Origin of the sequence: Allofrancisella frigidaquae (assembly GCF_012222825.1) — a bacterium.
GTDB lineage: Bacteria > Pseudomonadota > Gammaproteobacteria > Francisellales > Francisellaceae > Francisella > Francisella frigidaquae.
Genome location: NZ_CP038017.1, coordinates 969,070 through 987,821, shown reverse-complemented (window position 1 = coordinate 987,821; position 18,752 = coordinate 969,070). Strand labels below are relative to the sequence as shown.

The window sequence follows — 18,752 nt, the reverse complement described above, 5'->3', positions numbered from 1 at the left end:
ATATATTTTATATTACTGAAACCAATATGAGTAAAAACATGTACCATTTAAAATTACCAAAAGACTTTATAAATCTTTTATATATATTAAATATAGACATTTATGCGGTTCCATGGGATAAAAAATTTACCAAAAACATTTATCAACACCCCTCCCTTCAAATACCTTTTGACTACGTCCAATATGAAGTTTTTAACTTTGTTAAGGGTGAAGCAAAAGCTACAGTGGTACCTAAAAAAAAGGCTAAGCAAATTAGTGAAAAGCTATTAAATGGCTCTAAATCACTGTCAGATTTATTAAGAGTTAACGAAGATAATTCATTATCTAAAGTAGCTTTATTTGATAAAGAAAATACCTTAGTACCTAATCCTATACTACCAAATCGCACAGGTGCATTACTATTTGTGTGTAAGACAACTCACATGATCTTATCTGGGCTGGTGTATATGGGATTGGATAATATAAAAGATTTCATTCATCAAGGTTTAATGTGTCAAAAAAAACTTAAAAAAGTTCATATTTATCTTCTGTATTCTTCTCATTTATTGTATAAAAAATATAGGGAATCTCGACCACCCATAAGTCAACCAGAAAACAATGAAAAAGAGGAAAGAAAAATAGGAGGCTTTGCTAGTGGGTATGCAGGATTATTATTAGCTGTTTTACTTGAAAATTTTCATGCTAAGTTAGAAGCTACTAAAAAAGCTTTAAGAAGTTACAGGAGTATGTTTGATGATCAAAAAAAATACAGAGACTTACAGATAAACAAGCGAGGGATGTATGATATAAGCTTTGAATGCGGTGATGGACTAAAGATTTTTTATAATTTTTATATCAAATTTCTCCAAAAGCAAAGTATTGAACATCTATACAAAAGTACACTAATTAGGTTAAATGCAAATGTTAAGGCTAAAGAAGAACAAATTGATAAATATAAGAAGCATTATGAAAAGGTCAAAATAAAAGATGCTCCTAAAATAGGTAAGTTAGAAATTGAACTAAAACAGTATATTTCTGATATCAATAAATTAAATAAAGATAACCTTGAATCAATATTTTCTGACAACAGATTATTTAACATGATCTCGAAAACCATCCATAGCGTGATAATATTTCAAAGACTCTTTTTTCTATCTGAGTTAAGTGCTAATAATCTTAAAGAAGTTTATCCTAATGGAAATAAAGATATACATAAAGAAATACGCAAAGCCAAGGCTGTAGAAATAAATAATTATAAAGGAAAGCCGACTCCTTCCAAAATTCAACTACCGAAAAATAATCTTAAAAGCGAGATCATTAAGCGTAATCACAGTTATAAAGATCAAAAATTAATTGACCAGTTTATCCAAGAATTAGGTAAATTTTTTAATAAAAAAAATAAACAAAAAACAACAAAAAGCCGAAAATTACAGTATATGAGCATTAAAGATAATCATGAGATAGCACGTGATGGCAACTGTTTTTATAATGCTGTAGTTAAACAAGTTCATCGTTTAGGAAGAGCCCATGATATTGTTGGCTTTCCTGACTCTGGTGAGAATTTAAGGGCTATATTAGCTTCATATATTCTAAATGACATGGTACAGCAGTATCTAAGGCCTTTTGTTCCTGCTAGTGATTTTAATAAAGTTTACTATGATATAGCAAATCCAGGATTATGGAACAACGAAGCTGGCGATTTAGTTATGTTTTTATTAGTAAATTTATATCCCAATATTAGACTTAATATACACCGGATAATGGTAGAGTCAGGACAAACACCTATTGAGCAAATAATAGCTATAGCTCCGTCAAATAATTTAATCGATATTGATGTAGGCTATGATAATACAATACCTGGCAAAGAACACTATTTTTTAATAGCTGATGGACAAATGGCCAATAATAGAATACAAATTCCTTCAGGTATGAATAAAAACCAAGAACAACCCTACATTGAAGTAAATAATAATACTATTAGCATACCACTACAAATACAAAAGGCTACTAAACAGTTAGAAAAGTCAAAAATAACAGATAAAATTTTAGGTAAAAGACAAAATAAACCTCAGCCAGTAGATATTCTTATGGAAGAAACATTAAATGGTGATAATGAAAACCCAACAGGGAATTTAGAAATACATACTAAAGAGAAAAAACATAAGTGTAAAGTCTGTGATAAACGTTTCACCAAAACATCAAATTTGAAACAACATATGCTCATACATACAGGAGAGAGACCATTTGAGTGTAAAGACTGTGGTCAATGTTTCACCCAACAATCAAACTTGAAACAACATATGCTCATACATACAGGAGAGAGGCCATTTCAGTGTAAAGACTGTGGCAAATGTTTCACCGACTCATCAAACTTGAAAAGACACATACTTATACATACAGGAGAAAAACCATTTCAGTGTAAAGACTGTGGTCAACGTTTCAACCGTGCATCAAGCTTGAAAAACCATATGCGCATACATACGTAGAGGGTATATAAGTGTAAGGTTGAAGACTGTAGCGTAAGCTTTTCTCAATTATCGAATTTGAAAACACAACACATAAGTGATAAACAATAAGGGGTGATATTATTCTAGTAAATAAAGTCACTTTAACGGATACAGTTTATTTGGAAGCAGTGTTCTATTTACAGTTTTAAAATTGTATAATCTTGTGAATTAATATTTATTTTAGTTAATTACTATGCGTAATTATATCTTTATAGTTTCAGCTCCATCTGGGGCTGGCAAAAGTTCACTTTTAAAAGCTTTTTTGGGAACTCAAATGGGTAAAAGTAGCTTTGCAGTAGCAGTATCACATACTACGCGATCTCCTCGAGTTGGTGAGACTAATGGAAGATATCCTTTATATAGAGTACCAATTTTCTAAAATACTTTTTTATATTATAATATTTTCCTAAGTTTTTTAACATATTTAATTTTTAAATATTATTACAAATTTAATATATATTTTTTATTTAAGTTGTGATTAAATAAAAATATATTTTAATATAAAACAGATAATTTTATTTAAGATCTTGAATGGGTAATAAAGTTTATGATTATATATTACTTGGACTTGGCCCAAGTAATTTAGGGCTAGCAGCTTTACTCTATAAGACTAGTATAGATTTTTTAGTTATAGATAAAAAAGAAAGATTTTGTTGGCATGGTGAATCCCTTTTACACCATGCAAAATCGCAAACAAGTTTTCTAAAAGATCTAGTAACACCTATTGATTCAACACTCCCATTATCTTTTTTATCATACCTTCATAATCATGGACTTTTATATGTTTTTATGTGGTTTAAAAATAAGGAGTAAGTATTAATGAATAATGTTCAAAATAAACTTTTAACGGCTTTATCTGAGCTAGAAAATCATAAAGTTTTTAAATGTGAATATTTTGATTTTTTTAAATCTAATATTAATAAAAAAATATATGAATTACACCGAGCAAATTTTTTCTTTAGAACTGAGGCTACAGTAAAGGGTATAGCATATGTTGTATCTCAGGCTGCTTTACATGATGATATGGATACACTTATATTTTTTACTTATATTTTAAATGAGGAGTGTGGAGAAGGTGATAAAAATAGGTGTCATGAAGTATTAATGGAAACTTCTCATAATAAATATGGTAAATATGAGTTTGGATTACCATCATTATTTGTTAATGATGCAAAAAATAATGAATTAATAATTGATGAAACTCATAATTATAGACGTGAAATTATAAATATATTGTCAGATAGTTATCATAGTATGCTAGGTTGTGTTTATGCTCTTGAAACCCATGCTGACTTTATGTTAACTAATTTTAGAGATGCATTTAGAGCAAATAGAAAGAAAATGGATTTAATCAATACAAAAAAAACGTAGAAATATACTTTAATTGTCATATAGATAACGGTGTAGAGGAGAGGCATGCTAGTGATGCAAAGAGATGTGTGATAAATAATTGTAATTCGGATAATGATTTAGAAAAAATATTATATGGAGCACAAAGAATGTTAACTCTGCAAGTTGATATGTGGGATGGTTTATATCAAAAAGCAAAAATTTTAGTGTAGGATTGGATATGAAAATAAATCAAGAATATAAAAATGATTTTTATACTAAATTATTAAATATAAATGAGTCAGTAACACATGGGACTCATAAAAAAATTAATGAATTAAATAAAAATTTATCAAAAGAAGATAGGGTAATAGATTTAAGTATAGGAACTTTAGATGTACCTTGTGATAAAGAAATAGATAATGGAGTTATAGAGTATATAAAAAATCAGTCTAGTCTTATCCATCAATTTGCTCCAGTTAAAGGTTTTGATTTCCTGTTAAAATCTATCTCAGATAGAACAAATAGATTACATAATATTAACTATGACCCTAATACCGAAATAATGGTTACACCAGGTGGTATAAAAGGAAGTATTAGTGTAGTTTTTAAGACTTTATTGAATGAGAGCGATGAAGTCATAATACCACTACCTAACTGGCCTCATTATTCTGATATGGTTGAAATAAGTGGGGCTAAGAAGATTTTTATTGAACAAGATAATGAGAGTCTTAGAAAAGGTATAACAGTAGATATATTATTAGAGAAGATTACAGATAGTACAAAAATAATAATACTGGGTGATTGTATAAATCCAACAGGAAAAGTTTATACAACTGATGAATTAACTAATATTGCAAACTTGATATGTAATATTAATAGTGAAAGAATAAATAATGGGTTAAATAACATTTATATATTATTTGATTGTCCTTATGAAGCACATATACTTAACAATAGATCAAAACATATTGCACTTAAAAATGATGGAACAAAACATGATTTTATTATAAATGTCACAGGACCAGGTAAAACATATGGGATGCATGGAGATAGAATAGGTTATATCCTGGCTAATTCAACATTTATTAAGATGGCAAGTATTTCGCAGGTTAATATGAATTCTTTTGCTAGTACTTATGGTCAAATATCAACTTTTTTTGCAATGCAAGAAAAGTTCGATGATATTTCACGAGATAGAGCAACCAAAGCAAGGAGTAATTTATCTATAGTCGTTGACGAATTACAAGCAATGAATTTAATAGTTGATATGCCTCAAGGTGGTTATTTTATTTTTGTTAGCTTTAAAAAATATGCTTCAAAATATAAAAGTATTGGGTACATGAGAGCTAGTGAATTTTTATTAGATAAAGCGAGAGTGGCATCTATTTCTGGGGAACATTTTGCTACTGGATACTCTAACTCGAGTATATATGGTGATTATGTAAGAATTAATTGTGGTAGAAATATTGATGTTTTAAAAGAAGCCCTTACTAGAATCAAAGAAGCTCTTCAAAATTTGGAATAATCAAATGAATAAATTTGCTATTGTTGGTGCTGGTTTTTCAGGAACTTGTGCATTATGGCATTTGGTTAAAAATATTTCTAATAATAATTGCAAAGACTATGAAATACATATTATAGAAAAATCTAATGTTTGTGGTCCTGGATTTCCATATTCCAAATATAATAATATTCAAAGTTATTTATGTAATAATCCTGCTGATCAGATGTTTATAGATAACAATGATTTTGTTTCTTGGGTAGATGAAAATAAAGATTTTATATTAAATCAATACTCAGAGTTGGTTGATGGTTGTTACGCTGTTACCCAAAATAAAAGTTATATATTTGATCATAAAGCTTTTTATCCTAGAGAGTTTTTTGGCATTTACCTTACACATAGATTTAAGGAAGCTATTTACATAGCAAAAAATAATCGGGTGAATATTAAAACCTATAATCTTTGTGAAGTTTTAGATATGGATCTAAATACTTATAATAAAGTCAATATTTTATATATAGATAAAAAGAATAATTCTAAACATTTATTATACGATATCGATAGAGTGTTATTAGCTACAGGACATTGGAATAAAAATGTATCAGAAAGAATAGACAATATTATTAATATGCCTTACCCACCTGAAATAGTTGCTAATAAAATAATAAATTTACAGAGAAAAAATAGAAGCAAAGATATTGACGTATATGTTGAGGGTATGGGTCCTTCTGGAGTAGATTCTATTTTAAATATCTGTCAATATGGTAAATTTATTTATGATAATGGTACTCCTATAGATTATGTCGCAAATTGGAATACATACGAAGCTAACAAGGTTAATATTGTTGCTGTTTCAAGATCTGGAATTTTTCCAGGAGTTAGAACTGAAAAAGTTCTATATGAACCATATTTCCTTTCAGAAAAAGAATTATTTAAATCTTTTGTTGATGGCTATATACCCCTAAAATCTATAACCAATCTTATTGATTTAGAATTAAAGCATCAATCTGAGGGTCAGCTAACATTAAATGATTTCGTTAATGCTTCAAATATTACAGCAGAAGATAAGTTAAATATTGATTTAAAAGAAAATAAAAATAGTAAATTACTATACACAATCATTCTTCATGTTAGAAGATTTAAATTTTATAGATACTTGAGCTCTAGAGATAAAAAAGAGTATGATCAGCTTTGGGATAGACATTTTATTAGGGTTGCTGTTCCAATTCCTAAAATTAATGCTATAAAATTAAGAATATTGTTTAGTAAAGGGATATTAAAAGCATTAAAGTTGAATGACTTGCCCGATGAATATTTTTATAGTCAAAATATTATAATAAAAGCATCAGGTATGAGTAGTGATGTATTACATCATAGTTCTGATTTAATAAAAAACTTATTGAGAAAAAGGATTATTACACCAGCTTTAGATAATCATTACAATGTGGGGGGAATAAACGTAGATAGAGATAATAGTTTTAAGGTTTATCAATACATAAATGATAAAGAGGAATTATCTAGTAGAATATACTCTTTTGGTCCAATAATTGCACATTGGAAAAATACTGATAATTACGCAGGAGCTTTTGTGGAAGCAGCGAAAAGAATTTCACAAGAATGGATACAGAATAAAGAGTAGCTTATGAAATTTAAAGAATATAATTTAGATAATACTTTGAGGATATGTAGTTATATCGTCGACAATGAAAATTTAGATTTTCATAGACATCAATATTTGTCAGACATTACTTACTGTGTTTATGGAAGGCTATTATTAGAGTTACCAAGATTAAAGGAGTCTATGGTTATTAGCCCAGGTCAGATAATTCAAGTCCCCAAAAACGAGTGGCATAGAGTTACTAGCTATAATGGGGAAGAAGCCAAATATATTCTTATCCAAGAAGGACAATTTAATATTGAATTTAATGAGTCATTGGCATTGAAAGAGAATATGAATATGAATATGAATCATAATGTCCAACCCTCATCTAAATATGGTGATATAAATGCAAACATAAAGCATTTAAAGGATACTTTTCATAAGTATTTATTTTTCAATTGTGATGATAAAAAAGATATAGCAGAAGCCATTAATGTTTTATGTAATATTTTAAAATTAAATGTTTGAATCGATTTATTAAATATAGGCATTATTAGATGTATGAAGATAAAAAAAGTTTAGTTTTAGATTTTAAGCAAGAAATAGTATATAAAACTATAAAATCTTCTTTTTATATCAAGAAAAATAAAGTTTTATACAAAGATAATCTTAGATGGTTCCATCTGTGGGGCCCTGTGGGTAGAGGAAAATCTATGATCATTGGGAAAATTTTTAGAGAAATAGATATAGATAGTAAAACTAGATTTCATTATCAGCACTTAATGAAAGAAATTCATAAGAATATTTTTATTCTTAATAAAAATGGATATAGAGGCAATTCTGCCAAGGAAGTTATTTCTAAAATTGTAAAAACAAATAAGGTTATCTATATCGATGAATTTTTTGTTGAAGACATTGCAGATATTATGATTATTAACTTATTTCTTAGCTTTGTTTATAAATATAAGAGATTACTTTTTTTAACATCTAATTTTGATCCTTTGAATATATATTCTAAAAATATAAAGTCAGATAATAGAAATTTAATTAGTGAAAATTTGTTACAAAATAGTAAGGTAATTGGACTAGATAACAGTGTTGATTATAGAAAGGAAGATATTTCAAATAAAACATTTTTATTTGAGTCCAATATCGATCGTGGATACGATTTTTTATTTAAAAAATATGTAAATATAAATAATATAAACGAACCAGTAAGAGGTTCTATAATTATAAATGGAAGGCTAATAGATGTTGAAGGTAAAAGTGATATCACACTATGGATTACTTTTTGTAACTTATGTGAGACAAATAGAAGTTATTTGGATTATATTGAGATAGTCAGTAAATTTAAAGTAGTATTATTGCAGGATATCCCAAAATTTGATTTAAGAGGTGTAAATAACAATAGAGAGAAAGATAGTCTAAGAAGGTTTATTAGCTTTATAGATGAAGCTTATGAAAGGTCTATTATTTTATACGCTAATTTTCAATCATCTATAGATGATCTTGTTTATACCAATGATAGTAAAATAAAAAACGTTTTTATAAGGACTCAAAGTAGGTTATATGAAATGATGAAGAATATAGGAGCTTAATATGATAAGTCATATAACATTTAGTATGATAATAATGATTTTTTTAGCTGTATTCTTGGCATATATTGTATTTGGAATGACAGGTTTTGGAACATCATTAATTGCTAGTCCAATATTAATATATTTTTTACCGTTAAGTGCTATTATTCCTATACTAGCACTGTTAGATCTTACCGCATCATATAGGCTAATAAAAGGAAATATACAAAAAGCAGATAGAAAAATTCTTGTTAGATTATTACCCATGATTCTTATAGGTTCTATTATGGGAGGTGTAGCATTATTGACGATAGATGTATCTATATTAATGCTACTCTTAGCTATATTTATAGTTTTATATTCTCTATATTCTCTTTTAAAGGTTAATATAAAGTATAATCCTGACAATAGAAACCTAGTATATCTCTTTGGAGTTTTAGGAGGTGTTTTAGGTACTCTATTTGGGTCTGGAGGATTTATATATGCTATATTCTTATCTAATAGTTTGAATGATAAAGCTAAAATAAGAACAAATCAGTCTTGTTTGATAGCTTTTAGTACTCTTACTAGAGCTATACTTTTTTTATTATCGGGAGTATATTTAAATTTATCTATATTAATCATTGCATTATCACTAGTACCAGTTATGGTAATAGGAGTGCTTATAGGTAATAAATTATATTCGTTAATACCTGTTAAATTTTTTAAAATATTAATAAATGTTCTAGTTTTAGTTTCAGGAATTACATTATTAATCCATTGTTTATATATACTTTGTTAATGTATCTATATTTATGGTTTTAGAAAGCTCAAATCATTAGCTAAAAAATATACACCTTTTCATATCAGAACTAACAAAATTAAAGGTGGGAAGTTACCATAAAGGAGAATTATAAAATGAGAATAACTCTTAATGAAGTACCAACAATTGAAAAAATTATTAGTTTATATGAAGATTCTGGGATAATACGTCCTGTAGATGATTTTGACAGAATAAAAAAGATGTACAAAAATTCCAATTTAGTCGTTTGTGCATATGAGGGTGATGAGCTTGTTGGTATAGCTAGATCGTTAACAGATTTTTCATATTGTTGCTATTTATCAGACTTGGCTGTTTCTAAAAAATATCAAGGCAAAGGAATAGGAAAGAAGATAATAGATTATATTAAAAATGTTATCACTCCAAAATGTACTCTTTTATTACTATCATCGCCATCCGCTATGGGTTTTTATGAAAAAATTAATCTAGACAAATCTAACAATTGTTTTATGAAAAGAAGAGAGTTTTAAAAAATCGAAATTGGCATAATAGGGTAATGCTTTCATAAATAAAGTCACTTTAACGGATACAGTTTATTTGGAAGCAGTGTTCTATTTACAGTTTTAAAATTGTATAATCTTGTGAATTAATATTTATTTTAGTTAATTACTATGCGTAATTATATCTTTATAGTTTCAGCTCCATCTGGTGCTGGCAAAAGTTCTCTTTTAAAAGCTTTTTTAGCAACTCAAATCGGTAAAAGTAACTTTGCAGTGGCAGTATCACATACTACGCGATCTCCTCGAGTTGGTGAGACTAATGGTAAAGAGTATTATTTTGTAGATACATTGGAGTTTGAAAATATAATAAAAAAAGATGGCTTCTTAGAATATGCTAAAGTATTTAAAAACTATTATGGAACATCAAAAGCTGAACTAGACAGATTATTAAAAGAAGGTAAAAATATAATCTTAGAAATTGACTGGCAGGGAGCACAACAGACAAGAGCAATATATAAAGACAAAGCAAAAAGCTTGTTTATATTACCACCTTCTCTAGATGAGCTTAGAAATAGGTTAGAAGCTAGAAATACAGATACTAAAGAAACTATAGATTACCGTATGAAACAAGCTGAAAGCGAAATTGCTCATGCTAATGAATATGATTGCCAACTTGTGAATGATGATTTTGATAAGGCTTTAGTAGACTTATGTAAATATTTTAAAGAGAATACTAAAAGTTAAATATGAACAAAACTCAACAGCAAATCTTTAATTTCTTAAGTGACAAAGAATATGTAAGTGGGGAAGAGATAGGAAATAAGCTTGGAATTACAAGAGCAGCTGTATCTAAGAATATAAAAAAACTAAAAGACAAATATAAAATAAATATTTTTTCTAATCCCAAAATAGGCTATTTATTAGAAGAAAAATTAGATTTAATTGATGTAAATAAAATAGAAAAAGTTTTTGATAAAGTTATATATTTTTATTCGATAGATTCAACATCTAAATATGCTATAGAAAGCCAAGGTGATTTTAGCAAAAATACTATCTTTATAGCAGAGCATCAGACTAGTGGTTTTGGTAGGTTTAATAGAAGTTGGAGTTCTCCTTTTGGTAAGAATATATATTGTACTTTGCTTGAGTTTGTAGAGTTAGATGTGTCAAGATTAACAGGTTTGTCTTTAGTTATATCGATAAGCATTGCTAAAGCGTTAGCCAGATTCGGGCTAGAACCTAAATTAAAGTGGCCTAATGATATTTTTATTAACAATAAAAAAGTTAGCGGAACTATTATAAATATTTTTGCTGAAATTAATGATAAAGCAAAACTATTTATTGGTTTTGGCTTAAATGTAAATATGCAGAAAAATGAAGATATAGCAAACCAATGGACTTCTTTAAAGTTAGAATCAAAGAAACATATTGATAGAACATGGCTGCTAATTGAGCTAATTAAAGATATCCAGCAAGAGCTAGATATCTTTATTAAACAAGGATTTGCTTATTTTAAACCAGACTATGAGAAGATAAACTACTTAAAAGATAAAACCTTTTCACTAAAAATAGGAGATAAGGTTTTTTCAAATTGTAGCTACAAAGATTTATCTGATATTGGTGAAATAATTGTTGAATCTAACAATAATACTTATACTTTTTCTTCAGGAGAGATTAGTATTTTAGACAACTCAATAAAATCTAGATAATTACTGTCTTTGTCTATTCTTGCTAAACATTTCTCATTAGATAGTTGTTCTATTGTTTGTATTTGTTCATTAATATGGAGTGTTTTTTGACTATTACAATTAGCTACCCAACCTTTTAAATTAATATTATGACGCTTTAACTCATTGATTGTCAGCAATGTATGGTTTATACAACCAACTCTTATACTAGAAACTAATAAAACAGGTATTTGTAAAGATTTTATTAAATCTAGTTGTGTAAGCTTATTACAATAAGGTGTAAGCAATCCTCCGGCACCTTCTATAAGTAAAATATCATAATTATGACTATATTTGTTTGTAATAAATTGGTTAAGTTCTGTTAGATTAATATTTTTGTTTAAATTCATGGCAGCTATATGTGGTGCTATAGCCTGATCAAATGAAATTAAGTTTATTTGCTCAGCAGTGAATTTATAATTATAAGCATTTAAAATGCTTTCAACATCTTCTGCTAAATCAGAAGTTTCACTTTTTCCTGAAGCTACAGGCTTTAAACACAGTGAGTTTATACCTTGTGATTCATAAGCTTTTATTAGGTTTGTTGAAATATATGTTTTACCTACTTCTGTGTCTGTCCCTATTATAAAAAATTTTTTCATAAATTACTCCTTGTAGCATATAAATAAACCAATATGGTAAGTTAATTTACAGTCATTAGATTGCTTGTAGAGGTTTTTTATGGTACTAAAACTTACCTTATTTAATGAACCTGTATATGTATTTACTCCTGTATTTTTAAGGTGTGTAGTTAATTTTTTAAAATTCTCAAATCTAAGAGTTAGATAGAATGATTTGTTATATAAACATTCTAGTTTATTATCCTTAATTATTTTAATAGTAGTATCTTTTGAAAGCATTTTATTTACTCTTAAAATATTTGAAATTTCATGGAAATTTCCAGAAAGTAAAGTAGTAAAAGTTAGCAAAGATTTATTATTTAGCTTTCTTTTTAAATTGGATATTAAATTGTTTAGGTTATTACTCCATTGAAAAGACATATTAGAAAAAATAAGATCGTAGTTTTTAGTCAATAAATGTAAATCTTGATCAAAATTTAGTTCAAAAAGGTTTATATTTTTATCCTTATATACTTGTGAATTAGATAAATTTGGCAGGGCTAAATCAACAATATCAAGTGTATTTGGTTGAAACATATTATTTAGTTCTAAGAGTTCTGAAGTACTTCTCATACCAAGACATAAAATGTTATTCACTGGAGTATTAACAAATTCTAAACTTATATTTAGAAGTTGTTTTCTTACTAGATTTTGTACAGTTGCATTATTCGAGTATTCATTGGCATAAAAGAAATTTTGCTTAATCTTATTGTATTTATCCATTGCTAGATACCTTTAGATAAAATAGTTAGAGCTTTTTGTATTTCTTCAAATGTATTATTTGCATGTATTGAGAACCTAAGTAATGATTGGTTTTTTGGTACCGTTGGATATCTAAAGCATGATACAGCTATATTATTTTTGTCTAAATCATCTTTTAGTTTTATAGCTAAGCTAGAATCTCCTATTAAAATGCTTCTAACAGGAGAGGCGTCATCAGATACTAGTTTTAAGTTTTTTTCTTGACACAAGCTATTAAAAAAATAAATGTTATTTTTTAAATTCTCTCTTTGAATATTTGCATTTTTTAAGTTTTCTAATTGAATCATTGATGCTTCTAAAATTAAAGCAGGTAAGGCGGTAGTATAGATATAATGTCTAGCAAACTGTATTAGATAATTTGCTATTTTGTTGGTAGTGCATACGACAGCACCAACCCCACCAAAAGCTTTGCCTAAAGGAAAAACTGCTATTGGACATTCTTTATGACTTAAATTGTGATAATTAATAGAGCCAGAACCTTGATTACCAATAACTCCAAAACTATGTGCTTCATCTACAACAAGTTTATTATTATTTATAAAGCTAGATATTTTATTTAAATCCGTAATGCTGCCAGTAGTACTAAATACTCCTTCTGTGATTACAAAACTCTTATGGTCATAGATGGTTTTTAAATGTTCTGTGCTTTGGTGTTTATACCTTTTAAGTTTTGCTTCTGAAAGTTTAATTCCATCAATGATAGAGGCATGAATATTTTTGTCTGTAAAAATAGTATCTTGTTTAGTAAATAAAGTCGAATAGACGGCTAAATTGGCCATAAAACCAGAATTGAAGAATATAGCCTGAGGGTAACCTACAAAGTTAGAAAATATCCGTTCAAACTCTTTAATGCTATCGTTATACCCACAAACTATAGCTGAACCTTTACTTCCAAAACCATATTTTCTGAATCCCTGGGTAAAGGCTTTTTCAAGGTTTTGTGAGTTAGATAGATTTAAATAATCACTAGTAGTAAAGTCTATAATATCGTTACTATTTTTATAAGTTTTTAGCTCCCTTAGCAAATTAGCTTGCTGATATTCAAAATATTTTTTTTCTAAATGTTCCATAATTACCTATAATTAAGCAACAGCATTAGAGTGTAAGCCAAGTTTAGATATTAGATATTTATCAGAGTTGATAGAAGCATTATTTTCAGTAAGTAACTTATTGCCATAAAATATAGAATTTATTCCAGCTAGGAAACAAAGAGTTTGAGTTTCAAGAGACATATGCTCTCTACCTGCTGAAAGTCTTAATCTAGCTTGTGGAAATAAGATTCTGGTGGTTGCTATAAATCTAACCAAATCAAGATTATCAACTTGGGCTTGTGAATATTTATCACCTAAAGGGGTTCCTTTAACAGGGATTAATGTATTAATAGGTATACTTTTAGGAACTGCTGGTAAATTTAAAAGTTCTAATAGTAGATTTAGTCTATCATCTAAAGACTCTCCCATACCTAGAATGCCGCCACAGCAAACATTGATATTAGCATTAGCTACATTTCTAATAGTTTCTATCCTTTCTTCAAATTTACGCGTTGATATTATGTTGGGATAAAACTCTTTTGACGTATCTAAGTTGTGGTTATAGTAATCAAGACCAGCTTCTTTTAATAAATTTGCTTCATCACTACTTATGCTTCCTAATGTGACACACGTTTCTAAACCTAATCCTTTAACTTCAGATATGATTTCAGCTACTTTATCTAAGTCTTTTTTAGGTATACTTTTCCAAGCAGCACCCATACAAAATCTTTTTGAACCATTAGATTTTGCTTTTTGAGCTTCTTTTAAGATCTCATCTTTATCTAAAAGCTTATGTTTTTCTATATTGGTATTGTAATGTCCACTTTGTGGGCAATATTTACAATCTTCTGGACAAGCTCCAGTTTTGATACTCTTTAGCGAACATAATTCAATATCATTAGTAAAATGTTTTTTATGTGTTTCTAAAGCAAGGAAAATTAGTTCCGTCAGTGGTTTATTATAAATCTCTTGTATTTGTTCTAACGTCATGTTTTTTTATTGTAATTTGTAATTGTGAACAATTCTATCTTGCGTGTATAATATTTGTCAACTTTAATATCTAATAATGGTTTACAAATGACTTATAGTACAAATATATGGCATCCATGCACCCAAATGAAAGATTTTGAAAGAATCCCACCTTTAGAAGTCATAAAAACACAAGGTAGATACATTTATACTAAAGATAATAGAGAGCTCTTTGATGCTACCTCTAGTTGGTGGTGTAAATCATTAGGTCATAGGCATCCAAGTATAATTAGTAAGTTAAAAGATCAGCTAGATAAGTATGAGCATACTATATTTGCAAATACCACAAATAATGAAATAAATACTTTTAGTCAAAAAATATGTAAGCTAACTAACATGGATAAAACCCTGTATGCTAGCGATGGTTCTTGTGCAGTTGAGATAGCCTTAAAAATGACCACGCATATTAGAAAATTTAATAACCAAAGTAATAAAACTAAGTTCTTATGTTTAGAAAATTCATACCACGGTGAAACATTAGCTACAATGAGTGTTAGTGATTGTAGTTTATATTCAGAACCTTATAAAGCATTATTATTTGAAAGCTTTATTTTAAAGGGTATCCCTTATGTAACAGGAAAAAATGATCCATTATGGGAGAATGCAGAGCTTTACTGGCTAGAATCAAAAAAATATCTAGAGCAGCATAAAGATAATATAAATGCTTTAATAGTAGAACCATTATGCCAAGGCGCTGGGGGGATGTTAATATATAGCAAAGACTATCTAAACAGACTCTGTAAATGGTGCAAAGAAAATGATATTTTTATAATTTTTGATGAAATTATGACCGGAATAGGGCGTCTTGGTAAGATGTTTGCCTTTGAATATTTAGACGTTCAACCTGATTTTTTATGTTTATCAAAAGGCTTAACTTCGGGAAATTTTCCGTTTAGCGTGGTTGTAACAAAGAATGAATATTATAAAATGTTTTATAGTGATGATTTAACTAAAGCATTTTTGCACTCACATACGCATAGTGGCAATGTTTTAGGTGCTGTTTGTGCAAACGCAGTGATAGACATTTTTGAACAAGAGAAGATTTTAGAAAACGTATCAAAACTTGAGGAATCATTTTTAGAATCATTTTTAGAAATACAGAAAGAAATACCTATTTTAAAAAATATTAGAAATATAGGAGCTATAATAGCAGCTGATTTAGATGTGAATAAAAGTAGGTTTGGCTTAGATGTTTATCGTGAGGCTGTAAAAATTGGTGCATTACTTAGGCCGCTAGGAAATACTATATATTGGCTACCACCTTTAAACTCTACAAAAGAAGAAATACATCAGCTAAAGGTAATAACAAAAGATGCTATCTTAAAATCTTTGAGAACTTAATTGAGAAACGAATTGTTATAGCATAATTTAACCTTTCTAACCACAAATAAAAAAAGGATATATGGCAATTATTTCATTATCTAATAGAATAATTTTTGCTTTATGTCTACTTTCGGCAGGTATTTTCAGCTCTTGAAAAAGGACTTTTAAATTATTAGTTTTATGTCTTCCTATGTATTTACATTTATCTGAACTTTTTCTATCTCTAATAACTACCTTGGTGAAATCTTTTTTTCCATCAGAACATTGTTCCAGCCAATTTATGACGGTCTGTCTATCTGTAGGAGGTTCTGTTAAAACTTTCTGGTTTATCTTTAGTAAACCATATTCTACAACTAGCTTGTAATCGTAATTTATATCAAGTTGCCATCCAGTAGTTACTTGGTTACTATTGAGGCTCAAAATAATAGTATCAAGTTGGTTGGCTTTTAGACTTAAATGAGTATTGTTTTTAAACCATAAATGCAGTAAATTAGTTTGAACATCTTTATCAAGTTTTATTAGTAAGTCTACGTTGATATGTTTATTATCTGATATTTCTGTTAATTTTTCTGCAAGCAATTTGTTTAAAATATTATTGCTCTGGGCACAAATACTTGCACTGCGAGAAAGAGTTTTACTTATACTTGGATTAAACTCCTTTAATACTGGGATGATTTGGTTACGTATCAGGTTACGACGATATTTATTATCTTGATTACTGTTATCATATATATGAGTAATATTATTGTTTATAGCAAATTTTTCTATTTCAGCTTTAGGGTAGTTAAGTAGTGGTCTTAGAAGCGCTCCATTATTTAATTTTTTATAACGCGGCATAGCCGAAAGCCCAGCAAGCCCAGCACCTCTAATAGCTTGTAATAAAAAAGTTTCTGCTTGGTCATCTAGGTGATGTCCTAATAGTAGTAGAGGGTTAGGGTAGTTAGACATTGTCTTTTGGAAGAAAATCATCCTTTGCTTACTAGCCCATGCTTCAAAGCTTTCTGATTTAGGAGCTTTATCAAGAGTATGAGCTATAAATTCAGCTTTGTAGTGCTTGCATGTCTGTTGACAATGATTTTGCCAATTATCAGCTTGTGGATGAATACCATGGTTAATATAGATTGCTACTATAGGTATGTTAGTTGCGGCAGATATATTTAAAAGTACACTAGAGTCAACTCCACCGCTATATCCTATAATGATGTGTGAAGGATTTAGAGAAGTTATTTCTTTTACAATTTCGGCTTTGTTGATAGCTGCCATCTATATCAAATAACGTGCACGTATAGTTGCTTTTACTTTTTTAAATTCTTCGACAAGATCTTTTGCTTGATTATCCGTTGAACGAATATCCATAACAACATAGCCTATATTTTCTAATGTTCTAAGGTATTGTCCTTCAACATTTATATTTTTCTCAGCTAAAATCTTGTTTAGCTCATTTATTATACCAGGAATGTTTTGGTGTATATGCAAAATTCTATGGCTGTTAGTGTGGAGTGGTAGAGATAATTCTGGGAAATTTACAGCATTTAAAGTAGAACCATTATCAGAGTATTTGATAAGTTTGGCGCTAACTTCGTTTGCTATGTTTTCTTGAGCTTCTATAGTGCTTCCACCAATGTGTGGTGTTAAAAATACATTATCAAAATTTCTTAAAGGACTGTCAAAAACTTCATTTTTAGAAGAGGGCTCTTTAGGAAAAACGTCTATAGCAGCTCCTTTAAGCTTTTTAGTTTCTAAAGCTTTAACTAATGCATCAATATCTATAACATTACCACGTGAAGCATTTATAATTACAGAATTATTTTTCATTAAGCTAAATTCATTATACGAAATCATATTTTTAGTAGTAGATAATTGAGGCACGTGTAAAGATATGATATCAGACTGTTTCAGTAGTTTCTCTAAGTTAGAAACTTGGGTAGCATTGCCTAGAGGAAGTTTTTCTTCAATATCATAAAATATAACATTTAGACCAATACTCTCAGCAAGTATTCCAAGTTGCATACCAATATGACCATAGCCAATTATTCCTAAAGTTTTGCCTCTAATTTCATTGGCATTTTCTGCTGATTTTAACCACTCACCACGGTGAGCTTTAGCATTTTTGTCTATGACATTTCTTACTAGTAAGATAGCTTCAGCTAAAACTAATTCCGCAACACTTCGTGTATTTGAAAAAGGAGCATTAAAAACAGGTATACCTAACTGTTGAGCAGCCTTTAAATCTACTTGATTAGTTCCGATACAAAAACAGCCTATAGCTGTAAGATGCTTAGAATTTTCTAAAACTTCTTTAGTTAATTGAGTTTGTGAGCGTAAGCCAACTATTTTAAAGTCTTTTAATTTTTCTATTAACTGTTGGCCTTCTAAAGCGGTATTTAAAAGTTCAACGTTCTCATAACCAGCAGCTTTAAAAGATTCTATAGCGTTACTGTGTATCCCTTCGAGCAATAATATAGGAATTTTCTTTTTACTAAGTGAAAGTTGGTTCATTGGAG

General features: G+C 28.6%; 18 protein-coding genes and 1 pseudogene. 13 read left to right on the top strand and 6 right to left on the bottom strand.

What is annotated here, in order from left to right; translation table 11 throughout:
• Window positions 1-26: 26 nt before the first annotated feature.
• The 12 genes and pseudogenes from E3E15_RS04580 (at window position 27) to E3E15_RS04525 (ending at window position 11,465) form a co-directional block, all read left to right on the top strand.
• Window positions 27-2,465 (top strand): C2H2-type zinc finger protein, encoded by a 2,439-nt coding sequence (locus E3E15_RS04580; RefSeq protein WP_172106759.1) that lies wholly within the window; start codon window positions 27-29, stop codon window positions 2,463-2,465.
• 214 nt (window positions 2,466-2,679) lie between these two features.
• Window positions 2,680-2,835, top strand: a pseudogene (locus tag E3E15_RS04575) (guanylate kinase); the annotation flags it as partial.
• Between the two features lie 182 nt (window positions 2,836-3,017).
• Window positions 3,018-3,299: a SidA/IucD/PvdA family monooxygenase gene (locus tag E3E15_RS04570; RefSeq protein WP_172106758.1), complete on the top strand. Its 282-nt coding sequence runs from the start codon at window positions 3,018-3,020 to the stop codon at window positions 3,297-3,299.
• 6 nt (window positions 3,300-3,305) lie between these two features.
• The gene (locus E3E15_RS04565; RefSeq protein WP_172106757.1) at window positions 3,306-3,857 is read left to right on the top strand and encodes a hypothetical protein; all 552 of its coding nucleotides are present in this window, start codon (window positions 3,306-3,308) and stop codon (window positions 3,855-3,857) included.
• Window positions 3,858-4,056: 199 nt separating this feature from the next.
• Window positions 4,057-5,343, top strand: coding sequence for a pyridoxal phosphate-dependent aminotransferase (locus tag E3E15_RS04560; RefSeq protein WP_172106756.1), 1,287 nt, complete (start codon window positions 4,057-4,059; stop codon window positions 5,341-5,343).
• A 4-nt stretch (window positions 5,344-5,347) separates the two neighbouring features.
• Window positions 5,348-6,958, top strand: a complete 1,611-nt coding sequence (locus E3E15_RS04555; protein ID WP_172106755.1) for an FAD/NAD(P)-binding protein — start codon at window positions 5,348-5,350, stop codon at window positions 6,956-6,958.
• A gap of 3 nt (window positions 6,959-6,961) precedes the next feature.
• Window positions 6,962-7,447, top strand: a complete 486-nt coding sequence (locus E3E15_RS04550) for a cupin domain-containing protein (RefSeq protein WP_172106754.1) — start codon at window positions 6,962-6,964, stop codon at window positions 7,445-7,447.
• Window positions 7,448-7,476: 29 nt separating this feature from the next.
• Complete coding sequence (gene zapE, locus E3E15_RS04545) at window positions 7,477-8,517, top strand: cell division protein ZapE (protein ID WP_172106753.1); 1,041 nt, start codon at window positions 7,477-7,479, stop codon at window positions 8,515-8,517.
• A gap of 1 nt (window position 8,518) precedes the next feature.
• The gene (locus tag E3E15_RS04540) at window positions 8,519-9,277 is read left to right on the top strand and encodes a sulfite exporter TauE/SafE family protein (protein ID WP_172106752.1); all 759 of its coding nucleotides are present in this window, start codon (window positions 8,519-8,521) and stop codon (window positions 9,275-9,277) included.
• A 116-nt stretch (window positions 9,278-9,393) separates the two neighbouring features.
• Window positions 9,394-9,786: a GNAT family N-acetyltransferase gene (locus tag E3E15_RS04535; protein WP_172106751.1), complete on the top strand. Its 393-nt coding sequence runs from the start codon at window positions 9,394-9,396 to the stop codon at window positions 9,784-9,786.
• Window positions 9,787-9,927: 141 nt separating this feature from the next.
• Entirely contained in the window at window positions 9,928-10,500 is a 573-nt protein-coding gene (gmk, locus tag E3E15_RS04530; protein ID WP_172106750.1) for a guanylate kinase, read from the top strand.
• Between the two features lie 2 nt (window positions 10,501-10,502).
• Window positions 10,503-11,465, top strand: coding sequence for a biotin--[acetyl-CoA-carboxylase] ligase (locus E3E15_RS04525; protein ID WP_172106749.1), 963 nt, complete (start codon window positions 10,503-10,505; stop codon window positions 11,463-11,465).
• Here the strand turns inward: E3E15_RS04525 and bioD are convergent.
• From bioD to bioB, 4 genes are read right to left on the bottom strand one after another with little or no spacing between them, the layout of a single operon-like run.
• Window positions 11,408-12,085 carry a dethiobiotin synthase gene (bioD, locus tag E3E15_RS04520; protein ID WP_172106748.1) on the bottom strand — a complete coding sequence of 226 codons (678 nt, stop codon included), beginning with the start codon at window positions 12,083-12,085 and terminating at the stop codon, window positions 11,408-11,410. The genes E3E15_RS04525 and bioD overlap by 58 nt on opposite strands.
• A 3-nt stretch (window positions 12,086-12,088) precedes the next feature.
• A complete protein-coding gene (locus tag E3E15_RS04515; protein WP_172106747.1) occupies window positions 12,089-12,826 on the bottom strand; it encodes a methyltransferase domain-containing protein in 738 nt (245 codons plus the stop codon).
• Between the two features lie 2 nt (window positions 12,827-12,828).
• On the bottom strand, window positions 12,829-13,935 hold the full coding sequence (locus E3E15_RS04510; RefSeq protein ID WP_172106746.1) for an aminotransferase class I/II-fold pyridoxal phosphate-dependent enzyme: 1,107 nt from the start codon (window positions 13,933-13,935) through the stop codon (window positions 12,829-12,831).
• Between the two features lie 12 nt (window positions 13,936-13,947).
• On the bottom strand, window positions 13,948-14,886 hold the full coding sequence (gene bioB, locus E3E15_RS04505) for a biotin synthase BioB (RefSeq protein ID WP_133941712.1): 939 nt from the start codon (window positions 14,884-14,886) through the stop codon (window positions 13,948-13,950).
• Window positions 14,887-14,973: 87 nt separating this feature from the next.
• Between bioB and bioA the strand changes: the two genes are divergently transcribed.
• Window positions 14,974-16,266: an adenosylmethionine--8-amino-7-oxononanoate transaminase gene (bioA, locus tag E3E15_RS04500; protein WP_172106745.1), complete on the top strand. Its 1,293-nt coding sequence runs from the start codon at window positions 14,974-14,976 to the stop codon at window positions 16,264-16,266.
• A gap of 36 nt (window positions 16,267-16,302) precedes the next feature.
• On the opposite strand, the gene tilS is transcribed toward bioA, so the two are convergent.
• Both tilS and serA read right to left on the bottom strand, forming a co-directional pair.
• Entirely contained in the window at window positions 16,303-17,511 is a 1,209-nt protein-coding gene (gene tilS, locus E3E15_RS04495; protein ID WP_172106744.1) for a tRNA lysidine(34) synthetase TilS, read from the bottom strand.
• Window positions 17,512-18,747 carry a phosphoglycerate dehydrogenase gene (gene serA, locus E3E15_RS04490; RefSeq protein ID WP_172106743.1) on the bottom strand — a complete coding sequence of 412 codons (1,236 nt, stop codon included), beginning with the start codon at window positions 18,745-18,747 and terminating at the stop codon, window positions 17,512-17,514. It lies immediately after the preceding gene.
• Between the last annotated feature and the right edge of the window lie 5 nt (window positions 18,748-18,752).